General features: G+C 66.9%; 27 protein-coding genes and 1 other RNA gene. 13 read left to right on the top strand and 15 right to left on the bottom strand.

Annotated elements, in window-relative coordinates; genetic code table 11:
* Positions 1–127: 127 nt before the first annotated feature.
* The gene (panB, locus tag ACNQS7_RS32095; RefSeq protein WP_418015741.1) at positions 128–973 is read left to right on the top strand and encodes a 3-methyl-2-oxobutanoate hydroxymethyltransferase; all 846 of its coding nucleotides are present in this window, start codon (positions 128–130) and stop codon (positions 971–973) included.
* Position 974: 1 nt separating this feature from the next.
* Here panB and ACNQS7_RS32090 read toward each other — a convergent pair whose 3' ends face one another.
* Positions 975–1,334 (bottom strand): heme-binding protein, encoded by a 360-nt coding sequence (locus tag ACNQS7_RS32090; protein WP_418015740.1) that lies wholly within the window; start codon positions 1,332–1,334, stop codon positions 975–977.
* 198 nt (positions 1,335–1,532) lie between these two features.
* Between ACNQS7_RS32090 and ACNQS7_RS32085 the strand changes: the two genes are divergently transcribed.
* Positions 1,533–3,053, top strand: coding sequence for a CHAD domain-containing protein (locus tag ACNQS7_RS32085; protein ID WP_418015739.1), 1,521 nt, complete (start codon positions 1,533–1,535; stop codon positions 3,051–3,053).
* A gap of 10 nt (positions 3,054–3,063) precedes the next feature.
* Here the strand turns inward: ACNQS7_RS32085 and rnpB are convergent.
* Positions 3,064–3,482: RNase P RNA component class A (gene rnpB, locus ACNQS7_RS32080), an RNA gene on the bottom strand.
* 92 nt (positions 3,483–3,574) lie between these two features.
* On the opposite strand from rnpB, the gene ACNQS7_RS32075 reads away from it, so the two are divergent.
* Complete coding sequence (locus ACNQS7_RS32075; protein ID WP_418015738.1) at positions 3,575–4,285, top strand: 2OG-Fe(II) oxygenase; 711 nt, start codon at positions 3,575–3,577, stop codon at positions 4,283–4,285.
* Between the two features lies 1 nt (position 4,286).
* Here the strand turns inward: ACNQS7_RS32075 and ACNQS7_RS32070 are convergent, their stop codons facing one another.
* The gene (locus ACNQS7_RS32070) at positions 4,287–4,715 is read right to left on the bottom strand and encodes a MarR family winged helix-turn-helix transcriptional regulator (RefSeq protein ID WP_418015737.1); all 429 of its coding nucleotides are present in this window, start codon (positions 4,713–4,715) and stop codon (positions 4,287–4,289) included.
* Positions 4,716–4,781: 66 nt separating this feature from the next.
* Here ACNQS7_RS32070 and ACNQS7_RS32065 point away from each other — a divergent pair, with 66 nt between their 5' ends.
* Complete coding sequence (locus ACNQS7_RS32065; protein WP_418015736.1) at positions 4,782–5,204, top strand: DUF1398 family protein; 423 nt, start codon at positions 4,782–4,784, stop codon at positions 5,202–5,204.
* Here the strand turns inward: ACNQS7_RS32065 and ACNQS7_RS32060 are convergent.
* The 4 genes from ACNQS7_RS32060 to cobC are packed head-to-tail and all read right to left on the bottom strand — an operon-like array spanning position 5,195 to position 9,258.
* Positions 5,195–6,325 (bottom strand): bifunctional RNase H/acid phosphatase, encoded by a 1,131-nt coding sequence (locus tag ACNQS7_RS32060; protein ID WP_418015735.1) that lies wholly within the window; start codon positions 6,323–6,325, stop codon positions 5,195–5,197. The two genes, ACNQS7_RS32065 and ACNQS7_RS32060, sit on opposite strands and share 10 nt — an antisense overlap.
* A complete protein-coding gene (locus ACNQS7_RS32055) occupies positions 6,322–7,059 on the bottom strand; it encodes a zinc ribbon domain-containing protein (protein ID WP_418015734.1) in 738 nt (245 codons plus the stop codon). Before ACNQS7_RS32055 ends, ACNQS7_RS32060 begins: the two co-directional genes overlap by 4 nt.
* Positions 7,060–7,081: 22 nt before the next feature.
* Complete coding sequence (locus tag ACNQS7_RS32050; protein WP_418015733.1) at positions 7,082–8,203, bottom strand: Nif3-like dinuclear metal center hexameric protein; 1,122 nt, start codon at positions 8,201–8,203, stop codon at positions 7,082–7,084.
* Positions 8,200–9,258 carry an Rv2231c family pyridoxal phosphate-dependent protein CobC gene (cobC, locus tag ACNQS7_RS32045; RefSeq protein ID WP_418015732.1) on the bottom strand — a complete coding sequence of 353 codons (1,059 nt, stop codon included), beginning with the start codon at positions 9,256–9,258 and terminating at the stop codon, positions 8,200–8,202. Before cobC ends, ACNQS7_RS32050 begins: the two co-directional genes overlap by 4 nt.
* A gap of 132 nt (positions 9,259–9,390) precedes the next feature.
* On the opposite strand from cobC, the gene ACNQS7_RS32040 reads away from it, so the two are divergent.
* Genes ACNQS7_RS32040 through ACNQS7_RS32030 form a run of 3 tightly spaced genes read left to right on the top strand, consistent with a single transcriptional unit; the run spans position 9,391 to position 11,376 of the window.
* Positions 9,391–10,059 (top strand): HAD-IA family hydrolase, encoded by a 669-nt coding sequence (locus tag ACNQS7_RS32040; RefSeq protein ID WP_418015731.1) that lies wholly within the window; start codon positions 9,391–9,393, stop codon positions 10,057–10,059.
* On the top strand, positions 10,052–10,546 hold the full coding sequence (locus ACNQS7_RS32035) for a low molecular weight protein-tyrosine-phosphatase (RefSeq protein ID WP_418015730.1): 495 nt from the start codon (positions 10,052–10,054) through the stop codon (positions 10,544–10,546). The genes ACNQS7_RS32040 and ACNQS7_RS32035 overlap by 8 nt, the downstream gene beginning before the upstream one ends.
* Positions 10,546–11,376: an SURF1 family protein gene (locus ACNQS7_RS32030; RefSeq protein WP_418015729.1), complete on the top strand. Its 831-nt coding sequence runs from the start codon at positions 10,546–10,548 to the stop codon at positions 11,374–11,376. The genes ACNQS7_RS32035 and ACNQS7_RS32030 overlap by 1 nt, the downstream gene beginning before the upstream one ends.
* Here the strand turns inward: ACNQS7_RS32030 and ACNQS7_RS32025 are convergent.
* Entirely contained in the window at positions 11,373–12,365 is a 993-nt protein-coding gene (locus ACNQS7_RS32025; protein WP_418015728.1) for a cobalamin biosynthesis protein, read from the bottom strand. The two genes, ACNQS7_RS32030 and ACNQS7_RS32025, sit on opposite strands and share 4 nt — an antisense overlap.
* 34 nt (positions 12,366–12,399) lie before the next feature.
* Positions 12,400–12,573: a hypothetical protein gene (locus ACNQS7_RS32020; protein WP_418015727.1), complete on the bottom strand. Its 174-nt coding sequence runs from the start codon at positions 12,571–12,573 to the stop codon at positions 12,400–12,402.
* A gap of 98 nt (positions 12,574–12,671) precedes the next feature.
* Here ACNQS7_RS32020 and ACNQS7_RS32015 point away from each other — a divergent pair, with 98 nt between their 5' ends.
* A complete protein-coding gene (locus tag ACNQS7_RS32015; protein ID WP_418015726.1) occupies positions 12,672–13,487 on the top strand; it encodes an oxygenase MpaB family protein in 816 nt (271 codons plus the stop codon).
* A gap of 41 nt (positions 13,488–13,528) precedes the next feature.
* Here the strand turns inward: ACNQS7_RS32015 and ACNQS7_RS32010 are convergent, their stop codons facing one another.
* The 3 genes from ACNQS7_RS32010 to ACNQS7_RS32000 are packed head-to-tail and all read right to left on the bottom strand — an operon-like array spanning position 13,529 to position 15,553.
* The gene (locus ACNQS7_RS32010) at positions 13,529–14,653 is read right to left on the bottom strand and encodes an epoxide hydrolase family protein (protein WP_418015725.1); all 1,125 of its coding nucleotides are present in this window, start codon (positions 14,651–14,653) and stop codon (positions 13,529–13,531) included.
* Between the two features lie 10 nt (positions 14,654–14,663).
* Positions 14,664–14,858, bottom strand: a complete 195-nt coding sequence (locus ACNQS7_RS32005; protein ID WP_055577209.1) for a hypothetical protein — start codon at positions 14,856–14,858, stop codon at positions 14,664–14,666.
* A 59-nt stretch (positions 14,859–14,917) separates the two neighbouring features.
* Entirely contained in the window at positions 14,918–15,553 is a 636-nt protein-coding gene (locus ACNQS7_RS32000; RefSeq protein ID WP_418015724.1) for a pyridoxamine 5'-phosphate oxidase family protein, read from the bottom strand.
* A gap of 243 nt (positions 15,554–15,796) precedes the next feature.
* On the opposite strand from ACNQS7_RS32000, the gene ACNQS7_RS31995 reads away from it, so the two are divergent.
* The 3 genes from ACNQS7_RS31995 to ACNQS7_RS31985 are packed head-to-tail and all read left to right on the top strand — an operon-like array spanning position 15,797 to position 18,551.
* The gene (locus ACNQS7_RS31995) at positions 15,797–16,090 is read left to right on the top strand and encodes a FeoA family protein (protein ID WP_418015723.1); all 294 of its coding nucleotides are present in this window, start codon (positions 15,797–15,799) and stop codon (positions 16,088–16,090) included.
* Complete coding sequence (gene feoB, locus ACNQS7_RS31990) at positions 16,087–18,027, top strand: ferrous iron transporter B (RefSeq protein ID WP_418015722.1); 1,941 nt, start codon at positions 16,087–16,089, stop codon at positions 18,025–18,027. The genes ACNQS7_RS31995 and feoB overlap by 4 nt, the downstream gene beginning before the upstream one ends.
* A 2-nt stretch (positions 18,028–18,029) precedes the next feature.
* On the top strand, positions 18,030–18,551 hold the full coding sequence (locus ACNQS7_RS31985) for a NifU family protein (protein WP_418015721.1): 522 nt from the start codon (positions 18,030–18,032) through the stop codon (positions 18,549–18,551).
* A gap of 13 nt (positions 18,552–18,564) precedes the next feature.
* Here the strand turns inward: ACNQS7_RS31985 and ACNQS7_RS31980 are convergent, their stop codons facing one another.
* The 3 genes from ACNQS7_RS31980 to ACNQS7_RS31970 are packed head-to-tail and all read right to left on the bottom strand — an operon-like array spanning position 18,565 to position 21,971.
* On the bottom strand, positions 18,565–19,617 hold the full coding sequence (locus ACNQS7_RS31980; protein ID WP_418015720.1) for an esterase/lipase family protein: 1,053 nt from the start codon (positions 19,615–19,617) through the stop codon (positions 18,565–18,567).
* A gap of 30 nt (positions 19,618–19,647) precedes the next feature.
* Positions 19,648–20,856: an acyl-CoA dehydrogenase family protein gene (locus ACNQS7_RS31975; protein ID WP_418015719.1), complete on the bottom strand. Its 1,209-nt coding sequence runs from the start codon at positions 20,854–20,856 to the stop codon at positions 19,648–19,650.
* A gap of 26 nt (positions 20,857–20,882) precedes the next feature.
* Positions 20,883–21,971, bottom strand: a complete 1,089-nt coding sequence (locus ACNQS7_RS31970) for a phosphotransferase family protein (RefSeq protein ID WP_418015718.1) — start codon at positions 21,969–21,971, stop codon at positions 20,883–20,885.
* A gap of 354 nt (positions 21,972–22,325) precedes the next feature.
* Here ACNQS7_RS31970 and ACNQS7_RS31965 point away from each other — a divergent pair, with 354 nt between their 5' ends.
* Both ACNQS7_RS31965 and ACNQS7_RS31960 read left to right on the top strand, forming a co-directional pair.
* Positions 22,326–22,853, top strand: a complete 528-nt coding sequence (locus ACNQS7_RS31965) for an LURP-one-related/scramblase family protein (RefSeq protein WP_418015717.1) — start codon at positions 22,326–22,328, stop codon at positions 22,851–22,853.
* Positions 22,838–24,532: a beta-propeller fold lactonase family protein gene (locus tag ACNQS7_RS31960; protein WP_418015716.1), complete on the top strand. Its 1,695-nt coding sequence runs from the start codon at positions 22,838–22,840 to the stop codon at positions 24,530–24,532. Before ACNQS7_RS31965 ends, ACNQS7_RS31960 begins: the two co-directional genes overlap by 16 nt.
* Positions 24,533–24,537: the final 5 nt, after the last annotated feature.

The following is a 24,537-nucleotide window of genomic DNA, read 5'->3' as shown; positions in this document are numbered from 1 at the left end:
GGATGGTAAGTCCGTGGCGAACCACACGGTGCATCTGCCTGGACAAGATGGCAGACTGGGAAAGTCAGACGAACCCGGGGACCCCTGCTGTGGGCCACGAGGATCGACCCGACCATCACTGAGGACAATGATGTCTGAGAACGTTTACGGTTCCAGCCCTGCCGCCGAGTCGGCGCCACGGCCCAAAATCCGCACCCATCACCTGCAGAAGTGGAAGGCCGAAGGCCACCGGTGGGGCATGCTCACGGCCTACGACTATTCGACCGCGCGAGTGTTCGACGAAGCCGGCATTCCGGTGTTGCTGGTCGGCGACTCGGCGGCCAACGTCGTCTACGGCTACGACACCACGGTGCCGGTCTCAATCGACGAGCTCATCCCGCTGGTCCGTGGCGTGGTGCGGGGCGCGCCGCACGCACTGGTGGTCGCCGACCTGCCCTTCGGCAGTTACGAAGCGGGACCGGCGGCCGCACTGGCCGCCGCCACCCGGTTCATGAAGGAAGGCGGCGCCCACGCCGTCAAGCTCGAGGGCGGCGAGCGCGTCGCCGATCAGATCGCCTGCCTCAGCGCAGCCGGGATCCCGGTCATGGCGCACATCGGCTTCACCCCGCAGAGCGTCAACACCTTGGGCGGTTTCAAGGTTCAGGGGCGCGGCGACGCCGCCGAGCAGACCATCGCCGACGCCATCGCCGTCGCCGAGGCCGGCGCGTTCTCCGTGGTGATGGAGATGGTGCCGGCCGAACTGGCCACCCAGATCACCGGCAAGCTCACCATCCCGACGATCGGGATCGGCGCGGGGCCCAACTGTGACGGTCAGGTTCTGGTCTGGCAGGACATGGCCGGAATGAGTAGCGGCAAGTCCGCCCGTTTCGTCAAGCGGTTCGCCGCCGTCGGTGCCGAATTAGGCCGTGCCGCAAGGCAATACGCAGAAGAAGTGGCCACTGGGGCATTCCCGGCCGAAGAGCACTGCTTCTGAGTTAGGGCGTGGGCGCCGGAGCCCCGCACCGAGCCCGGAAGTCAGTCACCGGTTGGCGAATACCCTGCAGATCCGCGTGCACGTCCGGATTGGCGTCCATGTACTGCTGCAACCGGTTGCCCATCTCTTCGCGGCTCAGCCCTTTCAGACTCGTGAAGAAGTCGTTGACGTCCGGGTGGGCGAACAGATAAGCGGAGGTCGCCGCGGCCACGCCGGAGGAAATGCCGGCCAGGTCAGCCGCGGTACAGTTCGGCGGCGCCGGCTCCGGGTCCGCCCCGGCCGGTACCGCGGCACCGAAAAGCGTTGCGCCGCTTACCGCGCCTGCGACAACTGCACCGGCGATCACGCGGATTTTCAACATGGATGACTCCTTCGCACTCCGGACCGGCGCCCCGAGAGCCGGTACCACATCGCACACCATAAGTGGTGCGACCGGCACGTTCGATACGAACATGCCGTAGGCGGGCCGGTAACCCCGGTGTGGCACGCTATGGGGGCTTACCGTTCGACGCCGACAAACCACCCTGCTCGGCAGCGATGCGCTCTCACGGAGAAGAAAATGCCTGCTAAAGCGCCAAAAACGGCGCGACATCTGGAGGTCGAGCGCAAGTTCGACGTGGTCGAGTCGACGGTGTCACCCTCGTTCGAAGGCATCGCGGCAGTGGCCCGCGTCGACGCGTCCCCCGTCCAGGAGTTGGACGCGGTCTACTTCGACACCGCGACCCAGGACCTGGCCCGAAACCGGATCACCCTGCGCCGCCGCACCGGCGGACACGACGCCGGCTGGCACCTGAAGCTGCCCGCCGGGGCCGACACCCGCACCGAGATCCATGCCGCGATCGACGCGTCCGCCGCCGACGACGCGGTGCCGGGCGAGCTACTGGACGTGATACTCGCGATCGTCCGCGACCGTCCCGTCGAGCCCGTCGCACGCATCACCACCCGGCGCGAAAGCCAGGGCCTCTACGACGCCGAGGGCCGCGCGCTCGCGGAGTTCTCCAACGACCACGTCACCGCGTGGTCGGCGTCAAGCGGATCCGACGAGCAGCGCTGGCGGGAGTGGGAAGTCGAGGTTCTCGACATCGACTCCGACAAGAAACACAAGGCCGGCCATGAACTGCTGAACCGGCTGAGCAACCGGCTGCTCGACGCCGGTGCCTCGCCCGCCGGACACGGCTCGAAGCTGAGCCGGGTGCTGCACTCCGACGGTCCGGCCAAGCAGGCACCTGCTCCCCCGGCTGACCCGGTACACCGCGCGGTGGCCCAGCAAGTCGAGGAGCTGCTCAGCTGGGACCGTGCCGTGCGCGCGGACGCCCACGACTCCGTGCACCAGATGCGGGTCACCATCCGCAAGATCCGCAGCCTGCTCAAAGACTCCCAGGACTCCTTCGGATTGGCCGACGGCGCATGGGTTCTCGACGAACTGCGCGAGCTGGCCGGGATCCTGGGCGTGGCGCGCGACGCCGAAGTGCTCGCCGAGCGCTACGAGCGCGAGCTGAGACAGTTGGCCCCCGAGCTGGTTCGTGGCCCGGTGACCGAACGTCTCGTCACCGGGGCTCAGCGCCGTTACCAGCTCGGCCTGCGACGCTCGCTGGCCGCCATGCGGTCCAAGCGCTATTTCCGCCTGCTGGACGCACTCGATGCGATGGTGGCGGAGCCACCCGTCACCGCGTTGGGTCAGGAACCGCGCCCGGTCACCATAGATGCCGCCTACAAGCGCGTCCGCAAGGCCGCCAAGGCCGCACGCGCGGCGGAAGCGGCGCATGCCGAAGATGCCGACGAGACGCTGCACGTGATCCGCAAGCGCGCCAAGCGACTGCGCTACACCGCGGCGGCCACCGGTGCGAGCGGGGTGGCGCAGCAGGCGAAGGCCATTCAGACCCTGCTCGGCGATCACCAGGACAGCGTGGTCAGCCGCGAACACCTGCTGGCGCAGGCCCAGGCGGCACACCTGGCTGGGGAAGACACCTTCACCTACGGGCTGCTCTACCAACAGGAGAATGAGATCGCCGAAACCAGCCGGCAGCAACTGGATTCGGCGCTGCGCAAACTCGACAAGGCGGTGCGCAAAAGCCGCTGAGAGCAGAAGGCGGACGAGTTGGCCTGTAAGCCGGATTCTGTTCCCCACCGCCGCGGCTTTAATCCACGGCGGCACGGCGACGACCATCCATCTGGACACACCGTTGCCGGGTGCCTCGAGCGGCCTACCCGCAGACTCGGGCGAGCAGCCCTCGAACGTCTGCGCGGCCGCACTTTCGGTGCGGCCTTCTTGGCCTTGCTTCGGGTGGGGTTTGCCGAGCCACCCCGGTCACCCGGGATGCTGGTGCGCTCTTACCGCACCGTTTCACCCTTACCACCACACGGGTGGCGGTCTGCTTTCTGTGGCACTTTCCCGCGAGTCGCCTCGGATTGCCGTTAGCAATCACCCTGCTCTGTGAAGTCCGGACTTTCCTCGACTCAAGTCGGCACCTCTCGGACCCACTCGAGCCGCGGCCGTCCAGCCAACTCGTCCGCGACGAACACGGTACCCGCACAACAGGGCACAAGCCAGGTCCGGTCTCCTATCGTGGACAGCGCCACGCACTGACGGGAGGCCGCGGAATGACCCGGTGGGATGCCCGCGTCGGCTCGGGAGACTGGGGCGCGATCACCGCCGAACTCGACGAGTACGGCGGTGCGCTGCTGCCACGGCTGGTCACCGCCGGCGAAGCGGCCCGGCTGCGCGGTCTTTACGCCGACAACAGCCTGTTCCGCAAGACGATCGACATGGCCCCCAAACGCTACGGCTCCGGGCAGTACCGCTACTTCAGCGCTCCCTATCCCGAGCCGATCGAAGGACTCAAGCAGGCCCTCTATCCGCGGTTACTGCCGATCGCCCGCGCCTGGTGGTCCAAGCTGGGCCGCACCACGCCGTGGCCGGACAGCCTCGACGAGTGGCTGACAGCGTGCCACCGCGCCGGCCAGACGCGCTCCACCGCGCTGATGTTGCGCTACGGCGCCGACGACTGGAATGCCATGCATCAAGATCTGTACGGTGACCTGGTTTTTCCGCTTCAGGTGGTGATCAACCTGAGTGACCCCGGTGTCGACTACACCGGCGGTGAATTCCTGCTCGTCGAACAGCGATTTCGGGCGCAATCCCGCGGCACCGCAACGCAATTGCCGCAGGGCCACGGCTACGTCTTCACCACCCGCGACCGGCCGGTGCACTCCAGCCACGGCTGGTCGGTTGCGCCTGTGCGCCATGGCATTTCGACGGTGCGTACCGGCGAACGGTATGCCCTGGGCCTGATCTTTCACGACGCTACCTAGTTCACTTGAGCTGTCGAACCGCAGCAGTCAGACGCTGCAATACATTTCGTGCCGTCCGGATGTCGTCGGCCTCGATGTCCGCGGTGAGCGACCGCTGCGCGGCGGAGGCCCGGTCGGTGATGGAAGACAACGCCCGCCGACCGGTGGCGGTCAGCTGCAGCAACGGCGATGAGCGGTGGTCGGGGTTGGACCGCCACTGCGCCAGACCGTCGTCGACCAGGTTGTTGGCAATGCGTTGCACGCCTTGCCGGGAGACACCCAGCCGGCGGGCGGCGCGCGGGACTGACGTCGCATCCCCGGAGATCACGCTGAGCAGCTGCCAGCGGGCCTGGGTCTGTCCTTCGGTCTTGGCGACAGCCTCTCCGGACTTGCGTAGCGCACCGGCGGCCTCGTAGATATCGGCAACCAGCAGGGCGATGTCGTCGGCCATCGAGCTCCTTTGACAATATGTTGTCGTTTTAGCAATATGGTGTCAGAACTAGATTGGAGCACAACCGTGAGCAGCGCAATCGAAAAGCTTCAGGCCGCGCACGAACGGGCGGCGCAACTACGACCCCGGACGCACGGCTTTCCCCTGGTGGCCGAGGTGTTACGCCAGGCGGGGGTGAACAGGTACCACCACTCGATCCCGTCGGGTACCACGCTCTATCTCACCGACGCCGGAGCCGTGGTCATGCAGGCCGACCCGGTCGTCTCAGGCATGACCGACGTCGCGCGGTGGAACCGGGATGCCCTCATCACCGCGATCCGCACCGACCAGGCCGGCGACACCAGCTATTCGCAGTTCACCCGATCCTGCTGGGAGGCCGGCGTGGTGAACTACGACGTCGATCTGTCGGGGCGCACCTGCACCTACGCGGGCGCGGCGGGTGAGCAGTACGTCGAGCCCTACCCGCAGGTCGAGGTCGATCAGAGGTAACCCGTCTGATTGACCAGGCGCACCGACGATGCGCCGTCCGGATAGAACTCGGCGATGCTCAGCGACGCCAGGTCCAGGTGCAGCCGGTACAGAATCCCCGATCCGGCGTCCAGTGCCATCCGCAGCATCGACTTGATCGGCGTGACGTGGGACACCACCAGCACATTGGCGCCGGGGTGGTTGGCGATGATGCGGTCGCGGCCGCGCCGCACCCGCCGCAGCACGTCGTCGAAGCTTTCGCCCCCCGGCGGCAGCGCACCGGTGTCGTACAGCCAGCGACGGTGCAGTTCCGGGTCGCGGGTGGCGGCCTCGGTGAAGGTGAGGCCTTCCCAGGCTCCGAAGTCGGTCTCGATCAGGTCCTCGTCGACGGTGACTTCCAAGCCCAAAGCCCGGGCCGCGGTCGTCGCCGTGTCATAGGCACGTTGCAGTGGCGATGAGATCACCGCCGCGATCCCGCGCCGCTGGGTAAGGTACCGTGCCGCCAAACCGGCCTGCCGCCAACCGATTTCGTTCAACGGCGGGTTGCCCCGCCCGGAGTAGCGACGCTGCGCCGAGAACTCGGTCTGTCCGTGCCGCAACAGCAGAAACCGGGTGGGGTTGCCACTGGCGCCGGTCCAGCCCGGCCCCTTGTTGGGGTCGGACACCACCTCCTCCGCCGCGGCCTTGCGCGCGGACTCGGTGACCGGGACGGCGACCTTGTCGACCCGGCGATCGGTCTGTGCCGCGGCGTCCATCGCCTCGTTGGCCAGCCGGTCGGCGTAGGCATTCTGCTCGCGCGGGATCCAGGAGAAACTGATCCGGCGAAACTGCGCCGCCAGCGAACGGGCCTGGCCGTGCAACTCCACCAGGTCGGGGTGTTTGACGCGCCAGCGCCCCGACATCTGCTCGATCACCAGCTTGGAGTCCATCAACACCTGAACCTCGACGGCGCCCAGGTTCAGGGCGTCATCCAGGGCGGCGATCAGACCGCGGTACTCGGCGACATTGTTGGTGGCGCGTCCGATGGCCTGTTTGGTCTCGGCCAGCACGGTCCGGCGGTCCGCGCTCCACACCACCGCCCCATACCCGGCGGGTCCCGGGTTACCCCGCGACCCGCCGTCGGCCTCGATGACGACTTTCATTGCTCAAAACTCTTGACGCGCAACAAAATCGCGCCGCACTCCGGGCACCGCAGTACCTCATCTTCAGCCGCCGCGGTGATGCGGGCCAATTCGCCGCGCCCGATCTCGATGCGGCACGCGCCGCACCGGTGACCCTGCAGTTGCCCGGCTCCCGGCCCTCCCCCGGCGCGCAGCCGCTCGTAGAGCGCCGACAAATCGGGGTTCAGCCCGGCGGCCAAGGTGTCGCGCCGCGACGCGTGTTCCGCTCGGACCGTCTCCAGCTCGGCGAGCGCGGTGTCGAGAGCCTGCTGCGCGGTGGTCAGTTCGGCCTGCAAGGCATCGGCGGCCCCGGACTCGGCGTCCTGCTGCGCCTGCAATTCCTCGCGGCGCTCCATCACCTCCAGCAACGAGTCCTCCAGGCTGGCCTGGCGGCGTTGCAGGGTTTCCAGTTCGTGCTGCAGGTCGGCCTGATGCTTGGCGTCGGTGGCCCCCGAACTGAGCAGCGAGCGGTCCCGGTCTTCCCGCTTGCGCACCGCGTCGATCTCGGCCTCCAGCCGCGTTATCTGAGCGTCCAGGTCCTCCAATGCGATTTGTACGGCACCCAACCGGTCACTGGCGGCGGTGTGCTCGCCGCGCACCCGGTCGCACGCGGCGCGCTCAGGCAGATGACTGCTGCGGTGCGCGAGCCGCGACAGCTCAGCATCGACCGTCGCCAGTTCCAGTAGCGAACGCTGCTGTGCTACATCGGCCTTCATCACTGCTCTCCAGGTCTCTTTCTCAGCACTCAGTTCTCAGGTTCCAGGGGTCGGTGCGGACGGTGGATACCCGCACCGGCAGCGATCCGAATCGGGACCGCAGCACATCCGCCGCCTGGGCACACCACGGGAATTCGCTGGCCCAGTGCGCGACGTCGATCAGCGCCACCGGTGAGGCCCGCAGATGCTCGTCGGCGGGATGGTGCCGCAGGTCGGATGTGACATAAGCCTGCACGTCCGACGCGGCTACCGCACCCAGGAACGAGTCCCCCGCCCCGCCACAGACCGCAACCCGCGATACCGGCAGGTCCGGGTCACCCCCGGCGCGCACCCCCCACGACGTTCGGGGTAAGGCGGCGCTGACGCGTGCGACGAAGTCGCGCAACGGCTCGGGGCGCCTCAGCGTGCCGATACGGCCCAGTCCGGTCCCGGCCGGGGGCGGCTCCAGCGCGAGGATGTCGAAGGCGGGCTCTTCGTAGGGATGCGCGGCACGCATCGCGGCCAGGACGGCACCGCGCGCCCGGGCGGGCGCGATGACTTCGACCCGGTCCTCGGTGACGTGCTCGACCGCACCGACACTGCCGATTGCCGGAGCAGCGCCTTCGTGGGGCAGAAACTGGCCGGTGCCGGTGACGCTCCAGCTGCAGTGCGAGTAGTCGCCGATGTGCCCGGCGCCGGCGGCGAAGACCGCTTCCCGCACCGCTTCCACGTTCTGCATCGGGACGTAGATGACCCACTTGTCCAGATCGGAAACGCTGGGCGAGGTGTCCAGAACGGCCTCGACCGTCAGGCCGAGGGCGTCGGCCAGCGCGTCGGACACGCCCGGCCTGGCCGAGTCAGCGTTGGTGTGGGCGGTGAACAGGGCACGGCCGGACCGGATCAAGCGGTGGATCAACGCACCCTTGGGCGTACTGGCCGCGACGGTGTCGACGCCGCGCAGCAGCAGCGGGTGATGGGCCAGCAGCAGACCGTTGTCGGGCACCTCGTCGACCACGTCGGCCGTCGCGTCGATCGCGATGGTGACCGACTCGACTTCATCGGCAGGATCACCGCACACCAGGCCCACCGAGTCCCACGACTCGGCCAGCCGCGGCGGGTACGCCTCGTCCAGCACCTCGATGATGTCGGCCAGTCGCACGCTCATCGCAGGCTCCCGCCGTGGACGCCTTCCAGGGCAATCGACTCGACGAGTCGCGGCCACTCGGGTCGCACCGCCGCCCGCAGATAACGCTCGTCCAGGCCGACGAAGGTATCGCACCGCCGAACCGCAATTCCTTTGTCGCGCAATCGCTTTCTGGTCAGATCAGCATCGGGGCAGGCGAACAGGACGAAGGGGGCCCGGCCGTCGACCACATCGAGGCCCACCGATTCCAGGCCCGCGACCATGGCTGAGCGCATGGCCACCGACCGGGCGGCATCCGCGGCGGCCTCGGTTACCGCCCGTTCGGTGCAGCAGGCGGCGATGGCGGTCAGTTGCAGCGTGCCCACCGGCCAGTGCGCACGCTGTGCTGTCAACCGGGCCAGCAAATCGGGCGCGCCGAGCGCGTAGCCGACCCGCAACCCGGCCAGTCCCCAGGTCTTGGTCAGGCTGCGCAGCACCAGCACGTCCGGCGGCGCGTCACCGGCCAGCGAATGCGGCTCGCCGGGAACGGAGTCGGCGAACGCCTCGTCGACCACCACGATCCGTCCCGGCCGGCGCAGCGCCAACACCTGCTCACGCGTGTGCAGCACCGCCGTCGGGTTGGTCGGGTTCCCGATCACCACCAGGTCGGCATCCTCGGGCACCTCCACCGCCTCGAGGGTGAACGGGGGTCGCAGGACGACGTGCTGCACGGCAATACCGGCCGAGCTCAGCACCGCCTCGGGTTCGGTGAAGGACGGCGCGATGATCGCGGCGCGTCGCGGACGCAGGTTGCTCAGCAACGCGAAACCCTCGGCCGCTCCGGCCAGCGGCAACACCTCGTCGCGGGCCCGGCCATGCCGTGCGGCCACGGCTTCCTGCGCCGCGCGCACGTCGGCGGCGCTCGGGTAGCGGGCCAGGTCGGGAAGCCGGGCGCTCAGCTCCTGGACCAACCACGAGGGCGGTTGGGCGCGACGGACGTTGACGGCGAAATCCAGCATGCCGGGCATCGCGGCCTGATCGCCGTGATAACGCGCGCGCACAATGCGACTCGACGCGCTCGGATCAAGACCCGCCATCACAGAAACACTAGTGCTGTGCAGGTATCGCCCAAGCGCCGAGTACCTCCTGCAGGACCGCACGCCCTGTCGTCCGGGCGCACAAACCGGTGCCTGCCATGCCCGAACTTCGCAATCAACGACAATGAACACGTGACAGGCTCGATTACCGGCGCGAAGGCCGAACTGGTCATCTTCGATCTCGACGGCACCCTGACCGATTCGGCCGACGGCATCGTGGCGAGCTTCCGCCATGCGCTCACCCACATCGGCGCCCCGATTCCCGACGGCGATCTCGCCGCCCGCATCGTCGGCCCCCCGATGGACGAGACGTTCCACGCCATGGAACTCGACGGGCGCGCTGACGAGGCGTTCTCTGCTTTCCGGGCCGAGTACGGCAGCCGGGGCTGGGCGATGAACAGCCTGTTCGACGGCATCGCGCCGCTGCTGGCCGACCTGCAGGCCGCCGGGGTGCGCCTGGCGGTGGCGACCTCCAAGTTGGAGCCGACGGCCCGGCGCATCCTCGCGCACTTCGACCTCGATCAGCACTTCGAGGTCATCGCCGGCGCCAGTCCCGACGGCACCCGCAAGTCCAAGACCGACGTCCTGGCGCACGCGCTGGCGCAGCTTCAGCCACTGCCCGAGCGTGTCCTGATGGTCGGCGACCGCAGTCACGACGTCCACGGGGCGGCCGCGCACGGGATCGACACGGTGGTGGTCGGCTGGGGTTACGGGCGTGGCGACTTCACCGAACCGATCGCGTTGACCGGGGTGACCCATGTCGAGACGATCGACGAATTGCGGAGGGCGCTAGGTGTCTGATCCACGGCTGCATGTGACGTTCGTGTGCTCCGGCAACATCTGCCGTTCGCCGATGGCCGAGAAAATGTTCGCCCATCAGATCTCCGAACGCGGTCTCGGCGACCTCGTGCGCGTCACCAGCGCCGGCACCGGCGGCTGGCATGCCGGTGAGGGAGCCGACGTGCGGGCCAAGCGGGTACTGCGCGACCACGGCTACCCCACCGCCCACCGCGCGGCTCAGGTCGACGACGACCACCTGGCCGCGGACCTGGTCATCGCCCTGGGGCGCAATCATCAACGTCTGCTCCGGCAACTCGGGGTCGAGGACGACCGGTTGCGGATGCTGCGCTCGTTCGACCCCCGCTCAGGCGCCCACACCCCCGACGTCGAGGATCCGTACTACGGGGACCACGGCGATTTCGAGACGGCGTTCGTCGTGATCGAGGCCGCGCTGCCGGGTCTGCACGACTGGGTCGACGAGAGACTCGCGCAGAACGGGTACGGCTGATGGCCAGGCGTTTGCGGTTCCTGCTGCGGCCGGGCTGGGTGGCGCTGATTCTGGTGTGCGTCGCGTTCACCTATCTGTGTTTCACCGTGCTCGCGCCCTGGCAGCTGGGAAAGAACACCAGGACCTCGCGGGAAAACCAGCAGATCGCCGACTCCCTGAACACGCCGCCCGTTGCTCTGAAAACCTTTCTGCCTCAGCAGGATTCGTCTGCGCCCGGCGCCCAGTGGCGGCAGGTGACCGCCACCGGGCACTACCTGCCGGAGGTCCGGGTGCTGGCCCGGCTGCGGGTGGTGGACGGCGAGCAGGCGTTCGAGGTGCTGATGCCGTTCGTGGTCGACGACGGGCCGACCGTGCTGGTCGACCGCGGCTACGTGCGGCCCGAGCAGGGTTCGCACGTGCCGCCGATCCCGGCGCCGCCCACCCAGCCCGTGACGATCACCGCGCGGCTGCGCGACTCCGAGCCGGTGGTGCAGGGCAAGGACCCGTTCACCAGGGACGGCTATCAGCAGGTGTATTCGGTGAGCACCGGCCAGGTCGCGGCCCTGACCGGTGTGCCGCTGGCGGGGTCCTATCTGCAGCTGGTCGAGAACCAGCCGGGTGGCCTCGGCGTCATCGGGGTGCCACACCTGGACGCCGGACCGTATCTCTCCTACGGCATCCAGTGGGTGCTGTTCGGCGTGCTGGCGCCGATCGCGCTGGGCTATTTCGTGTACTCCGAGGTGCGTGCGCGGCGCCGGGACAAGCAGGGCCCGCCGGCGCCTGCCGAGCAGAAGCCGCCCACGATGACCGTCGAGGACAAGCTCGCCGACCGATACGGCCGCCGCCGTTAGAACCTGGCCGACGAGCGTGATCTGTGGGCGGAAAAACCGCGAAAATCCCGCCCTGAGAACACGTTCGGTGCCACGCACACCAACCCGGCCAGCGTGACGGCGGCCGCCTGCACCGTCCGCGACAGCCGCACCGCGCGGCGCAGGTCGCCCACGGCGGGCGTCCGGCCGTCGCCCAGCGTCGGCCGGATCTGCAGTTCGTGACGGTACTGGGTGGGACCGCCGAGCCGTACCCCGAGCGCCCCGGCGAACGCGGCCTCGACGACGCCGGCGTTGGGGCTGGGATGCCGGCCCGCGTCGCGTCGCCATGCCCGCACCGCACCGCAGGGTGAGCCCCCGATCAGCGGGGCGCACCCCACGACCAGCCCGGCGGTCACCCGCGCGCCGACGTAGTTCGCCAGATCGTCCAATCGTGCTGCTGCCCAACCGAATCGGAGGTAGCGCGGGGACCGGTAGCCGACCATGGCGTCCAAGGTGTTGATCGCCCGGTACGCCAACACCGCGGGCGCGCCGCCGGCTGCGGCCCACAGCACGGGCGCCACCTGCGCGTCGGAGGTGTTCTCGGCGACTGACTCCAGCGCAGCGCGCGTCAATCCCACCTCATCGAGGGCGGCCGGATCGCGCCCGCACAGTGACGGCAGCAGGGCTCGGGCACCTTCGACGTCGCCGTCGTCCAGCAGCGAGGCCATGCGACTTCCGGTACGGGCCAGCGAGGTTCCACCCAATGACACCCAAGTCGCCAGCGCAGTGGCCAGGACCGGGCCGGCGCGATGTTGCAGCGCCACGCCGAGCCATCCGGCCCCGCCCACCAGCAGGCCGACGTGCACCGCTCCCGCGGCCTTGCCGTCTCGATAGCTGACCCGTTCTACCTCGGTTGCCGCCCTGCCGAACAGGGCAACGGGATGGCCTCGCGCCGGGTCCGCGAACGTGAGGTCGGCGAGATAACCGGCGACAACGCCGAGAAATCGGGCCTGCCCCGCCGTCGAAAACACCCGGGCAGCGTCTCACACCGGCGGTGGCCGGCGGCTAAATGACCACCACGACGACGAGCAACGCGATCAGGACGATGAACTGTGCTGCCAGCATCCACCACATTTCGGGGACGTAGTTGTAGGCGGCCTGCGAGCGTCCGATTTGAAACAGATTGGTCAACTTCGCCGCTGAGACATCGGGCTCGCCGACAGACGGTTCGATTGACATGTGTCCAAAATGCCCATTTCTAGCCGGTCTAACCTTCATCTGCGGTGAAGTCGGTCACATGTGATGTGGTCTACTCGGACCATGACACGAGAACCGCGATGAAGCGGCCGGTCACCGGGGTCGCCGACTTGCTGAACCCGGCGGCGTTGTTACTGCCGGCTGCGAACGTGATCATGCAGCTGTCGTTGCCGGGGGTCGGCTACGGCGTGCTGGAAAGCCCGGTGGACAGCGGCAACGTCTACAAGCACCCCTTCAAGCGAGCCCGCACCACCGGCACTTACCTGGCGGTCGCCACCATCGGCACGGAGGCCGACCGCAAACTGATCCGGAAGGCGGTCGACGTCGCGCACCGTCAGGTCCGCTCGACTGCGTCGAGTCCGGTGGCCTACCGCGCCTTCGATCCCGCGCTGCAGTTGTGGGTCGCCGGCTGCCTGTACCGCTACTACGTCGAGCAGCACGAGTTTCTGCACGGACCGCTCGAGGACGCGGCGGCCGACGCCGTCTACCAGGACGCAAAACGGCTGGGCACCACCCTGCAGGTGCCCGAGCGGATGTGGCCGCCCGACCGCGTCGCCTTCGACGAGTATTGGAAGAGATCCCTGGACGAACTGCGGATCGACCCGCCGGTTCGGGAGCACCTGCGCGGCGTGGCTTCGATGGCGTTCCTGCCCCGGCCGCTACGAGTGCTGGCCGGCCCGTTCAACCTGTTCGCGACGACAGGGTTTCTCGCGCCGGAATTCCGCGCGATGATGCGGCTGGACTGGTCGGAGTCCCAACAGACCCGGTTCGAGTTGCTGCTTTCGGCGCTGCGGGTGGCCGACCGGCTGATACCGCACCGAACCTGGCTGCTGATCTATCGAATATACTTGTGGGACATGCGGTTTCGCGCACGCCGCGGCTGGCGGGTGGTTTAGCGGGCATCCCGTCCTGTTGTACCGTCGACGGCAAACCCGCGTCAGCGCACCGTCGCGAAGAACTTCCGGACGTCCGCCACGAACAGCTCGGGTTGCTCGAACGCCGCGAAATGCCCGCCCCGCGGCATGGTCGTCCAATGGGTGATGTTGAAGTTCGGCTCGCACCAGCGTCGCGGCGCCCGCAGGATCTCCTTCGGGAAAGACGCGACGCCCGTGGGCAATTCGACCCGGGTGGTGTCGCCCCACTTCTTGAAACTCTCCCAGTACAGCCGCGCGGAGGACGCCGCGGTTTCGGTCACCCAGTACATCATCACGTTGTCCAGCAACTCGTCTCGCGTGAGCACGTTCTCCGGGTGGCCGTCACAGTCCATCCAGGCGTGAAACTTCTCAACGATCCAGGCGAGCTGACCCACCGGGGAATCGACCAGCCCGTAGCCCACCGTCTGAGGGCGGGTGGACTGCTGCTTGGAGTACCCGGTTCCGTTCTTGCGGTGCTCGGCCAGCGCGGCCAGGGCCGCCTGCTCCTCGGCGGTGGGATCGGCCATCGTTTCCGCGGTGGGCATGCCCAGCGGCATGTTGAGGTGGATGGCCACGCAGTTACCTTCGTTGCGGCCGATCTGGCTGGTGACCGCCGCGCCCCAGTCCCCGCCCTGGGCGCCGTAGCGGTCGTAGCCCAGGCGGGTCATCAGCTCCTCCCACACCAGCGCGATCTTCTCCACACCCCATCCGGTGCGGCCCGGTTTGCCGGAGAATCCGTAGCCCGGCAACGAAGGGCACACCACATGGAAGGCGTCCTGCGCCCGCCCGCCGTGTGCGGTGGGGTTGGTCAGCGGCTCGATGATCTTGTGGAATTCCACGATCGATCCGGGCCAGCCGTGGGTGATCAGCAGCGGGAAGGCGTCGTCATGCGGGGAGCGCTGATGGATGAAGTGGATGTCCAGGCCGTCGAACTGGTCCGTGAAGTGGTTGAAGCGGTTCAACGCCGCTTCACGGGCCCGCCAGTCGTAGTCGTCGGCCCAGTAGGCGGCCAGATCGCGGGTGTAGCGCAACGGGATGCCCTGGCTCCAGTCGTCCACGCACTCGGCTTCCGGCCACCGGGTGCGCGCCAGGCGCGCGCGCAGGTCGTCGAGTACGTCGTCGGGAACGTCGATCCGAAACGGCTTCACCCGCTCGACCCTACTTCTGCGTCGCGTCCTTGATCAGCGTGCTGATCTGCTCGAGCAGTTCACGCATGTCGGCGCGCATGGCATCCACCGCGGCATACAGGTCGGCCTTGGTGGCCGGCTGCTGGTCCGACGACAACGGCCGCACCGGCGGCCCTGATGTCTTCCGTGCTGCGCTGTCGCTCTGAGAACCAGGTAGGTCACCCACGGTGTCGAGCGTGCCATACCAGGCTGAACACGTCCAAAAGGGGCGCTGCTAGTCGCGGGTCACTGCCCCGGGCGCAGCTGCTCGCGAAGCTCCGCGTTCTCGGCCTGCAGCGCTGACAGTTGTTGGCGCAACGCGGCCAGATGCGGTTCGAGCTCGGCGGCGGTGAAGCGCGGGGTGATGTGCTGGTGACAGTTCCAGTCGTAGGCCTCGACGTCGACGACGACGGCGCGCTCCACCACCGCGTCATAACCGCCTTCGGCGAGATCGGCCATCAGGGCGGGGTCGTCGGCGGCGGCGACGACCCGGGCCCGGCCGAAGATCTTCAGGCGCCGCTTGTGCGCGTAATCCAGTGCGATGATCGCGACCCTGTTGTCGCCGGCGAGATTGCCGGTGCTGATGTACTGCAGGTTGCCGCGAAAGTCGGCCCAGCCGATGGTGTGGTCGTCGATGACGCGCAGGAAGCCGGGGGGCCCGCCGCGGTACTGGACGTACGGCCAGCCCGTTGCTCCGACGCTGGCCAGAAAGAAGTTGTCGCGTTCCGCGAGATACTCCCGCTCGTCGTCGGTCAGCGGGTCGGAGCCCGAAACAGCCTTGGCCTGAACGCGTTTCCGATCGTAGAAGGCGTCGCTGCCGTACTGATGCTGGACAGCTCGAACGTCGTCGGTGAACGCGATCAGGCCGTAGTGTTTGCTCATCGGGCACCAGCCTCTTCAGTGTGGCCTCGGGAGGGCGTTCGTTCACGCGGCCGGAGTCGGCCCAACAACCCATGCGGGGCATCGGTAATGCTAACCGCGGCGAGTGGGGTTGGCACGTCGGTCTGCTTCCTGACGTGAGCCGAGCGGCCCTGTCACCGTTGCCCTTGGTGAGGCTGACCTAACTCCGGATACTCTTGGATATCACCCACGTGCGGGCGTGGCGGCGATGCGGAGGTACCAGCGATGCCCAACAGCCGGTTGGAACGATCAGCGCCGGAGTCCCGGCCTGGTCAGGACGGCCGGTCGACGCTGGCCGACCTGGCTCCGGGCACCGGCGCACAGATCGTCGCATTCGCTCCGGCCATCTCGGCTGACGTTGCAAACCGATTGCGCCACTTGGGTTTCCGTCCCGGAATCCGGGTCACCAAACTACGCACCGCCCCACTGGGCGACCCTTCGGTGTACCGCCTGCTGGGCTACGACACCTGCCTCCGCAAAAACGAAGCCGCCCAGATCGAGGTTGCCGAGCAGTCATGACCGCGTCCTGCCATGACGACGGGGGCGCGGTCGCCGCGCCACCCGGCCAGCCGCGCACGGCCCTGATCGGCAGCCCCAACGCCGGCAAAACCACCGTGTTCAACCACCTCACCGGCATGCGGGCGCGCACGGGAAACTATCCCGGTGTCACCGTCGCCCGACGGGTAGGCACCGGACGGTTCCGCACCGACGACGAGACGAAGACGTTCATCATCGAGGACGTCCCGGGGTGCTACAGCCTGCAGCCGGTCAGCCCGGACGAACAGGTGGTGGCTGACCTGTTGCGCGGCGAATTGCCCGACATCCCCGCGCCCGAAGCCCTCGCGGTGGTGGTCGATGTCACCGTGCTGGAGCGGTCGCTGTCTCTGGTGTCTCAGGTCCTGGCGCTGGGCAAGCCCACGATGGTCATCCTCACCATGGGAGACGAACTGACGGCCCGCGGCGGACAGCTGGACACCGAGCAGTTCGCCGCCGCACTCGGGGTCCCGGTGGTCAGCGTCATCGGTAGCCGTGGCAAAGGTTTCGAACCGCTGCGCGCCCTGCTGGCGGCGCCGCAGACCTGGCAGCGCGTCGCCATCCCACCGCCCTCGGATGATGCCGAATACAACAGCTGGATCGCGTCAATCCTGCATGCCGGACGGTACCGGGCGCCCGAACCGGACCTGCGCAGCGCGCGGATCGACCGGGTGCTGTTGCACCCGGTATGGGGATCGCTGTTCTTCATCGTGGTCATGTTCGCGTTCTTCCAGATCATCTTCACCCTGGCGGCACCCCTGCAGGATGCGATCGAGAAGTCGTTCAGCTGGCTGGGCGCCCTGGTGGACGACAACGTCAGCAACGGTGCGGTCGCCGGTCTGCTCGGGCACGGGGTGATCGGCGGCGTGGGCGCCGTGCTGGTGTTCATCCCGCAGATCGTGCTGATGTTCCTGCTGATCTCACTGCTGGAGAACATCGGCTACATGACGCGCGCCGCTTTCCTGGTGGACCGCGTCATGGCGACCACCGGTCTCGACGGGCGGGCCTTCGTGGCGATGCTGTCGTCGCTGGCCTGCGCGGTGCCCGCGATCATGGCCACCCGCACCATCCCGTCGTCGCGCGACCGGCTCGCCACCTGCATGGCCGCCCCGCTGATGACCTGTTCGGCCCGCCTGCCGGTGTACATCCTGCTGATCGGGATGCTGGTCAGCCCACAGGACCGGTGGGGACCGGTCTCGCTGCAGGGCGTGGTCATGTTCGGGATGTATCTGCTGGGCGGCGTCTCGGCGATGCTGACCGCCTGGCTGTTCAAATCGGTGGTGCTGGGCGGCGATCTGCTGCCCTTCTACATGGAGATGCCGCCCTACCGCTTCCCGTCGGTCAAGTCGGTGGTGATGACCGTGTGGGACTCGGCAAAGGTGTTCCTGCGCAAGGCCGGAACGATCATCCTGGGCACCTCCGTCGTGCTGTGGTTCCTGCTCAACCTGCCGGCGCGCACCGCGGAGACCGCCGGCATGGACCAGCCCGCCGCCACGGCCTACGTCGTCAACCACTCCTTCGCCGCCGGCCTGGGCAAGATTCTGGAGCCGGTGTTCGCGCCGCTGGGTTTCGACTGGCGGGTCTGCGTCGGCTTGATCGGGGCGATGGCCGCGCGCGAGGTGTTCGTGGCCACTCTGGGACAGATCTTCGCGACCGGCGAATCGGGTGACCTGGTGTCGGCCACCCATTCGGCGGTGTTCACGTCCGGCCCGCACCACGGCGAGCTGGTGTTCACGGCGCCGACGATCATGGCGTTGCTGGTGTTCTTCGCTTACGCCCTGCAATGCATGTCCACCATCGCCACGCTGCGCCGCGAGACCAACTCGTGGCGCTGGCCGCTGACGGCGTGGGGGTACATGTTCGCGCTCGCCTGGGTGGCGGCTTTCGCGGCGCGGCACATCACGATGTGGCTGACGAGTTGAGCATGCCGGTTCCGCTGCTGCACCCGCAGGCCACCGATGACCCCCGCCTGATGCGGTGGCTGATCGGGACCCGGCAACTGTCCGGTGTGCCGCCGCAACTGCACGCCCTGATCGATGAGGGTGTGCTGGAACGGGCGCAAGTGGGGCCGGGCGAGGTGCGAACATGGTTGGGCGCCAACCGATCCTGGGATGTCGACGGACCCCGGGTGCGCTCGGCGCTGTTCGATGCGCTGTCTGCTCAGGCCGTCGACGTCAGCGATCAGGAGTTGCGTGACGGGATCGACGAGATTCTCACTCGGGAGGTGTCGCCGGTAGCCGCCTCACACGGGGGTGCGATCACGGTGCACTCCGTGCACGACGGAGTTCTCACCGTGGAGCTGACCGGAGCCTGCCTGGGCTGCCCGCTGAGCGGCCGGACCCTCGGCGACCTGATCACCCGCAGCGTGCAGGCCCGCTACCCGCAGATCCGCGAGGTCAAGGCCGCACAGCCGCGCCGCGCGTGGCTGAAATTGAAACGACGGTAGCGCGACCGTGAGGTCAGCCGGCCGGGCAACCCTGGCGGTTGGCCTCGTCGATCGCCTTGGGCGCGTCTTCGATCGCCTTGTTCAGCGTGTCCAGCACCTGTGGGTCCCACGTGAGCGCGGTGTTCCAGTCCAGCTTGGCTTCGTTGGAGACGTAGATGCTGTGGGTGTCCTCGAAGGTGTAACAGCGCCGGTGCGGCAACACCGGATCGCTGATGTCCTTGGCCAGCGCGCTCTGCAGCGCAACCAGGCCGTCGTTGGGCCACACCGCCGGGTTGACCTGACCTGGTTTGGCGAATTTCCTGCCGCCGATCAGCACCACTGGGATCTTGTCGAGGACACCCGACTGGAAGTCGTTCCAGCCGTTCTTGCCCATCAGGAAAGCCTGGTTGACCTCCCGGCCGGAGCCGGCCATCAGGCGCAGGACCTCGTCCTTGAATCCCTTCATCGCGTTTTCGCAGAACGTGTCACCGACGCAGTCGGTCAGCGGAACGATGCCGTTGGCGTAGTCGGACAGATATGAGCCCTGCCAAGGGGTGCCGATCGTGGTCAGCGAGCGGACGTGCACCGGCGCGTTGGTGGTGGCCAGCACGCGGATGGCGGCACGTGAGTACAGTCCGCCCATGGAGTGGGCGACGAGGTCGACGTCGGTGACGCCCTTGTCGGTGTGCAGGTAGTTGAGGAACCGGGCGAGGTGCTCACCGGCGGTGTCGATGCTTCCGGTGGAGTCAACGGTCATGTTCTCCGGCAGCGTGACCGGGCAGACGCCGAATGGGCCGAAACCGGTCTGGTCGGCCACCTGCCCCCGTCCGGCCATCGCCGGTGAGGTGTAGGCGGTGTAGCCCCGCTTGAGCAGGTATTCGCGGATCGCGGTGTCGGTGTTGCCGGCGGCCAAACCGGTGGCGCACGCCTGGTCCGGAGTGGTGAACGGGCTGGTCGCGTCTCCACCGGACACGATCACCACTGCCTGAGAGGCCGGGCGTTTCTCAGGTGTTGCATCCTTGCTTCCGCATCCCGCCACCGTCGTCGCCAGTGCCAACACCGCGGTCAGCGCCAGAAGTCGTCGCACGTCACAGGATGTTAGACCGGCCGGGCCGGCTCAGACAGTGTCAGATCCCGGCACCCGCGACGCCGCGGAGCCGACGTGATTCATCCGCCGGATGATCGCGTACTTGTGCACCTCCGTGGGCCCGTCGTAGAGCCGGAATCCGCGGATGTCCCGGAAGATCATCTCGATCGGTGTCTCGTCGGTGACGCCGATCCCACCCATCACCTGTATGCAACGGTCGACGACCTTGAACAGCTCCTCGGACACAAAGGCCTTGCTGATCGAACTCTCGTGTCGCGCCTTGTGCCCCTGGTCCAGGACCCAGGCCGTGTACCAGATCGCCAAGCGGCACTGGGTGAGCGCAATTTCGTTGTCCGCCAGCAGGAATCCGACGCCCTGGTGGTCGACGATCGGGGCGCCGAACGCGGTGCGGGTTTTCGCATGCTCCAAGGCGATGTGCTGGGCGCGGGATGCCGCACCCAACCAGCGCATGGCATGGGTGAGACGCGCGGGCGCCAAACGCATCTGTGCGTAACGCATGGCCTCGCCGACTTGGCCGAGCACGTTGGACGCAGGCACCCGCAGGTCGTCAAAGACGACGACGCCGTGTCCTTCGACATAGTTGCGGTCCATGGAGTTCATCACCCGCTCGATGACAATGCCGTCATCGCCGCCCTTGGCAAGGAAAAGCGTTGGACCGCCGGGATTTTCGTCGCCGACCACGTTGGCCATGACGATCCAGGTGCCCGCTCCGTTGGCGCCCGTGATGAGCCACTTGCGGCCGCTGATGACATAGGAGTCGCCGTCGCGTCGCGCCTCGGTGAGTAGTTGCGACGGATCCGAACCCGCTCCCCCGGGCTCGGTCATCGCGAAGACCGAGCGCACGGTGCCGTCGAGAACGGGCTTCAGGAAGACGTCGGCCTGCTCGTCGGTGGTCAGCTTGTCGAGCAGGAACATGTTCCCCTCGTCCGGCGCGGCGCAGTTCATCGCGACGGGCCCGAGAGTGGACCATCCGGCCGCCTCGTAGATCACGGACTGCTCGATGTGCGAAATGCCCTTGCCGCCGAACCGGGTAGACGCCTGCGGGGTCAACAACCCTTCCTTGCGGGCCAACCCGACGAGCTCCTGCCGCAACTCGTCGTTGGGGCCGTGCTGAGTGAGTCGGGGATCGCGCTCGTAAGGGATGATGGCGTCGATAACGAATCTGCGGACCCGTTCGCCGAGGGCCGTCAGTTCCGGGGGTACGGAGAAGTCGATCACGGAGCCATCCTTTGGGTAGTGGGTGATCAGATGTGTTCTGTCGAGAGGGAATCGGCGGTGGCCACCAGGACCGCCGTCGCGATGCGGTTGAACGCGGCGTACTTGGGGCCGACGAGCGCCCCGCGTTGATGCAGCACGTACAACTGTTGCCAGGCGATGGCGAGCCGCAGCCGCCCCAGCGCCAGATAGAAACCCACCGGCACCGCTTTGCGTCCAGCCGCGGCAAAGTACTTGGCCGCGAGCTCTTTTCGGTCCGGGAAACCCGGCTGCAGGGACGGGGACAATCCGAGTTCGCGAATGACGTCCGCGTCGTCGGCCTGCGCCCAGTAGGACAACGTGACGCCCAGATCAAAGAGTGGATCCCCCAGCGTCGACATGTCCCAGTCGATCACGGCGGTGGCCGCGCCGGTGGCATCGAAGATCACGTTGTCGAACTTGAAATCGTTGTGCAGCACGGCCGGTTTCGTTGACGGGTCGGGTGCGGTGGCACTCAGCCAGGACACGATGTGCTCGACCGTCGACGGCGGTGATCCGTCGAAAGCGTTGTGCGCGCGCCGATTCCAGCCGGCAATCTGTCGTGCGATGAATCCGCCGGGCCGCCCGAGCTCGGCGAGCTCGGGATGCGCGTCGAGGTCTATCGAGTGCAGGTCCGCCAGGGCCGACACGAATTCGTCGGCGAGCCGGGCGGTCGGGATGGCGGCGAGTTGCTCGGGAATGGTGTCCGACACGACTGTGCCGGGCCGGTATTCGATCAGCTGGAAGGGGCTGCCCAGTACCGAGGGGTCCTCGCAGAAGGCCACCGCGCGCGGGGCGCGGGGGTAATGCGCGTGCAGTCGGCCCAGCACCCGGAATTCGCGTGCCATGTCGCTGGCCCCCTCGGCCAACTGTCCCCCCGGTGGCCGGCGTAGCACCACGGGCCGGCCGTCGACCGAGATCAGGTAATTCAGATTCGCCAGACCGTTCGCGAACTGGCGCGGCTCATCGGCTTCGAGCACCATCCCGCGACCACCCAGCCAGACGCTCAGCGCGTCCCAGTTCTGCGGCGAGCAGTCGGCACGAAAAGTCTGCTGTTCAAGGGCGGCACCAGCGTCACCGTGATCGTGGCGTGTGGTCATCGGGCTCCTTCGAGACATATCGCGTCATCCGGACATTACGGCCGCCGCCGATGAGCGTGAACATGCCCCGAGGCATCCGTTGATCAGATCCCCAGCCCACGCCCGTTGGAGCCGGGGCGAATCAGGTACGAGCTGACCGCAGGTCAAGCCGGCTCACGTCCCTCGCGAAGCCAAGGTTCTTGCGCCGGGAGGAGAGAGTCCCGAATACGAGGGTCGAAAGACACTAGCCAGAGCAGTTTTCGACTCCTGAGACTGACTAGTGAGGATCGGACCGTTGGCGACCGCTGCTAATCCAGCCGATGGCGCCCGACCCGTCGAAAACTATTGGCGCCACGACGAAGTCGGAGTGTTATTTTGAGTAATCTCATTATTAACGAGAAGATATTTTCGGTGCGTGGCGAATTCTGGGTGGCGGACGAGGCCGGATACCCTCGCTATCAGGTTAAAGGTAGTTTTTTCAAAATCCCAAAGGAATTTCGCATCTACGACGCGCAGGGTCACGACCTGGCCAGGGTGACTCACACTATTATTTCGTTGATGCCGCGCTTTTCTCTGGAAATAGGCGGCGTGCAGGTGGCGACCATTCAGAAAAAGTTCAGCTTTTTCAAGCCCAAGTACAGCATCGATGCTTACGGCGTCGAAGTCGTGGGCAATGTGTGGGGCATGAATTTTGAAATCCGGCGAGGTGGTGCCGTCATCGGGCGAATCGACAAGCGATGGTCTGTCCGTGACACGTACAGGGTTGAGGTGCCGGATCCCCGCTACGAGATCCTGGTGCTGGGCCTGGTGCTCGCCATCGACTACGTCAAACGGCAAGAGGCCGGACGACGATCGGCAACTCCCGGACTGCCTTCGGCTGGAATGACATGGCACCCAGGCTGATCGACACCACCATTGCAGCTACACCCGTAACCGACATCAAGTCGGCGATTTCGGCACTGCGCTGGATTTTCTGGGGTGCCCTGATCTGTCTCGTTGACCTCACCTACAGCCAGACGGTGAATGGTGTCGGATGGAAGTTTGATTTCGCCAACGATGCGGTCGGGGTGTTGATTATCCTGCGGGGAATATCCCGATTGGCCAGAATTCGGGTCCACGACCGATACCGATCTGCCCTGAGATTCGCAAAAATCACGGCGGTTTTTTCGCTTGCGGATGCGGTCCACGCGCATTTCATTTATGACACTCCTGCGGCAATTGCGCTGTTCTTCTCGTTGGTGGATGCCGCGGAGATGATCGCCACGGTGGTGTTCTGTGTCGCGATGCGCTGGCTGAGCGAAGCGGCGGGCCTGCGGCGTTCAGCGAAGAGCTGGAAAATCACCACTTTGCTGTTCGTAATCATTTATCTGATTCCGTTGGGAGTGCTTTCCTGCGCGGTAGCGATCTCAATCGCGCTGCGATCGCCTTTCCACATCGATTTGGGCCCGCCCGGGCTGCTGCTCCTGCCGGTGTTCGCCGCGCCGTTGATTCACTTCTTCGTCTCCACCACGCGGATGAAGGCTGAAGCCCAATTGCCGGCGCACGAGCCTCCCCCGCAACGACCACAAGCCAGTCAGCAACCCGACCGAAACAGAAGACGCCCGCTCGTGCGCATTCTGGCGGTGGCGGGCGTGGTCGCGGTCGTGGGGCTGTTCGCTCTGCTCTATTACCGGACCCAGGCGACAAAGCCCGTCATACCGCCCACCGTGCAGGTCGACAACGGCCCGTACGCGGTGGCAGTGGATCCGGGCACCCGCACCGTCTACGTCACCAACACGAAGGACAACACGGTGTCGGTGATCGACGGGAAGACGCGCACCGTCACCGCCACCGTGTTCGTCGGCGATTATCCGACCAGTGTGGCGGTAGATCCGAACACCCGCACCGTCTACGTCGCCAACCTTCACGACGGCACGGTATCGGTAATCGACGGGAACACGAATGCCGTCACCGCCACCGTCGATGCCGGCAAGAATCCGGTCGCCGTGGCAGTGGATCCGGCCACCCACACCGTCTACGTCGCCAACTATCACGACGTCACGGTGTCAGTGATCGACGGGAACACGAATGCCGTCACCGGCACGGTGAAAGTCGGCCGCCGCCCGAACGGGGTGGCGGTCGATCCCGGCACCCACACGGTCTTCGTCACCAACAGCTATGACAACACGGTGTCGGTGATCGACGGGTCGACGCGCACGGTCACCGCTACCGTGCCCGTCGGCGGCTGGAACGAGACCCAGTTCAACCCGGTGGCAGTGGATCCGGGTACGCACAACGTCTATGTCACCAACACGAGGGCCAGCTCGGTGTCCGTGATCAACGGATCGACGCACACCGTCACCACCGAGTTCGGCGCCGGCAGGTACCCCAACGGCGTGGCGGTGGACCCGGGCACCCACACCGTCTACGTGACCAACAGCGTGGACGACAAGGTGTCGGTGATCGACGAATCGACGCACACGGTCACCACGACCATTCCCGTTGGGGGGTGGCCGGACGGCGTGGCAGTGGATCCGGCCACCCACACCGTCTATGTCGCTAACAACAGCGATGCCACGGTGTCGGTGATCGAACGTCGATAGGGGTT

Origin of the sequence: Mycobacterium sp. 23, from assembly GCF_048287075.1 — a bacterium.
Lineage (GTDB): Bacteria > Actinomycetota > Actinomycetes > Mycobacteriales > Mycobacteriaceae > Mycobacterium > Mycobacterium gordonae_B.
The sequence above is the reverse complement of the archived record's forward strand: the minus strand, read 5'-3'. Positions and strand labels throughout refer to the sequence as shown.

Coding starts and splice junctions, on each gene's coding strand:
- ACNQS7_RS32070 (WP_418015737.1), bottom strand. CDS start 4,715: ATGGCCGACGACATCGCCCTGCTGGTTGCCGATATCTACGAGGCCGCC.
- feoB (WP_418015722.1), top strand. CDS start 16,087: ATGACCGCGTCCTGCCATGACGACGGGGGCGCGGTCGCCGCGCCACCC.
- ACNQS7_RS32060 (WP_418015735.1), bottom strand. CDS start 6,325: ATGAAAGTCGTCATCGAGGCCGACGGCGGGTCGCGGGGTAACCCGGGA.
- ACNQS7_RS32000 (WP_418015724.1), bottom strand. CDS start 15,553: ATGAGCAAACACTACGGCCTGATCGCGTTCACCGACGACGTTCGAGCT.
- ACNQS7_RS32075 (WP_418015738.1), top strand. CDS start 3,575: ATGACCCGGTGGGATGCCCGCGTCGGCTCGGGAGACTGGGGCGCGATC.
- ACNQS7_RS32090 (WP_418015740.1), bottom strand. CDS start 1,334: ATGTTGAAAATCCGCGTGATCGCCGGTGCAGTTGTCGCAGGCGCGGTA.
- ACNQS7_RS32085 (WP_418015739.1), top strand. CDS start 1,533: ATGCCTGCTAAAGCGCCAAAAACGGCGCGACATCTGGAGGTCGAGCGC.
- ACNQS7_RS31970 (WP_418015718.1), bottom strand. CDS start 21,971: ATGACCACACGCCACGATCACGGTGACGCTGGTGCCGCCCTTGAACAG.
- panB (WP_418015741.1), top strand. CDS start 128: ATGATGTCTGAGAACGTTTACGGTTCCAGCCCTGCCGCCGAGTCGGCG.
- ACNQS7_RS32050 (WP_418015733.1), bottom strand. CDS start 8,203: ATGAGCGTGCGACTGGCCGACATCATCGAGGTGCTGGACGAGGCGTAC.
- ACNQS7_RS31995 (WP_418015723.1), top strand. CDS start 15,797: ATGCCCAACAGCCGGTTGGAACGATCAGCGCCGGAGTCCCGGCCTGGT.
- ACNQS7_RS31960 (WP_418015716.1), top strand. CDS start 22,838: ATGGCACCCAGGCTGATCGACACCACCATTGCAGCTACACCCGTAACC.
- ACNQS7_RS32015 (WP_418015726.1), top strand. CDS start 12,672: ATGAAGCGGCCGGTCACCGGGGTCGCCGACTTGCTGAACCCGGCGGCG.
- ACNQS7_RS32020 (WP_418015727.1), bottom strand. CDS start 12,573: ATGTCAATCGAACCGTCTGTCGGCGAGCCCGATGTCTCAGCGGCGAAG.
- ACNQS7_RS32030 (WP_418015729.1), top strand. CDS start 10,546: ATGGCCAGGCGTTTGCGGTTCCTGCTGCGGCCGGGCTGGGTGGCGCTG.
- ACNQS7_RS32055 (WP_418015734.1), bottom strand. CDS start 7,059: ATGAAGGCCGATGTAGCACAGCAGCGTTCGCTACTGGAACTGGCGACG.
- cobC (WP_418015732.1), bottom strand. CDS start 9,258: ATGGCGGGTCTTGATCCGAGCGCGTCGAGTCGCATTGTGCGCGCGCGT.
- ACNQS7_RS31985 (WP_418015721.1), top strand. CDS start 18,030: ATGCCGGTTCCGCTGCTGCACCCGCAGGCCACCGATGACCCCCGCCTG.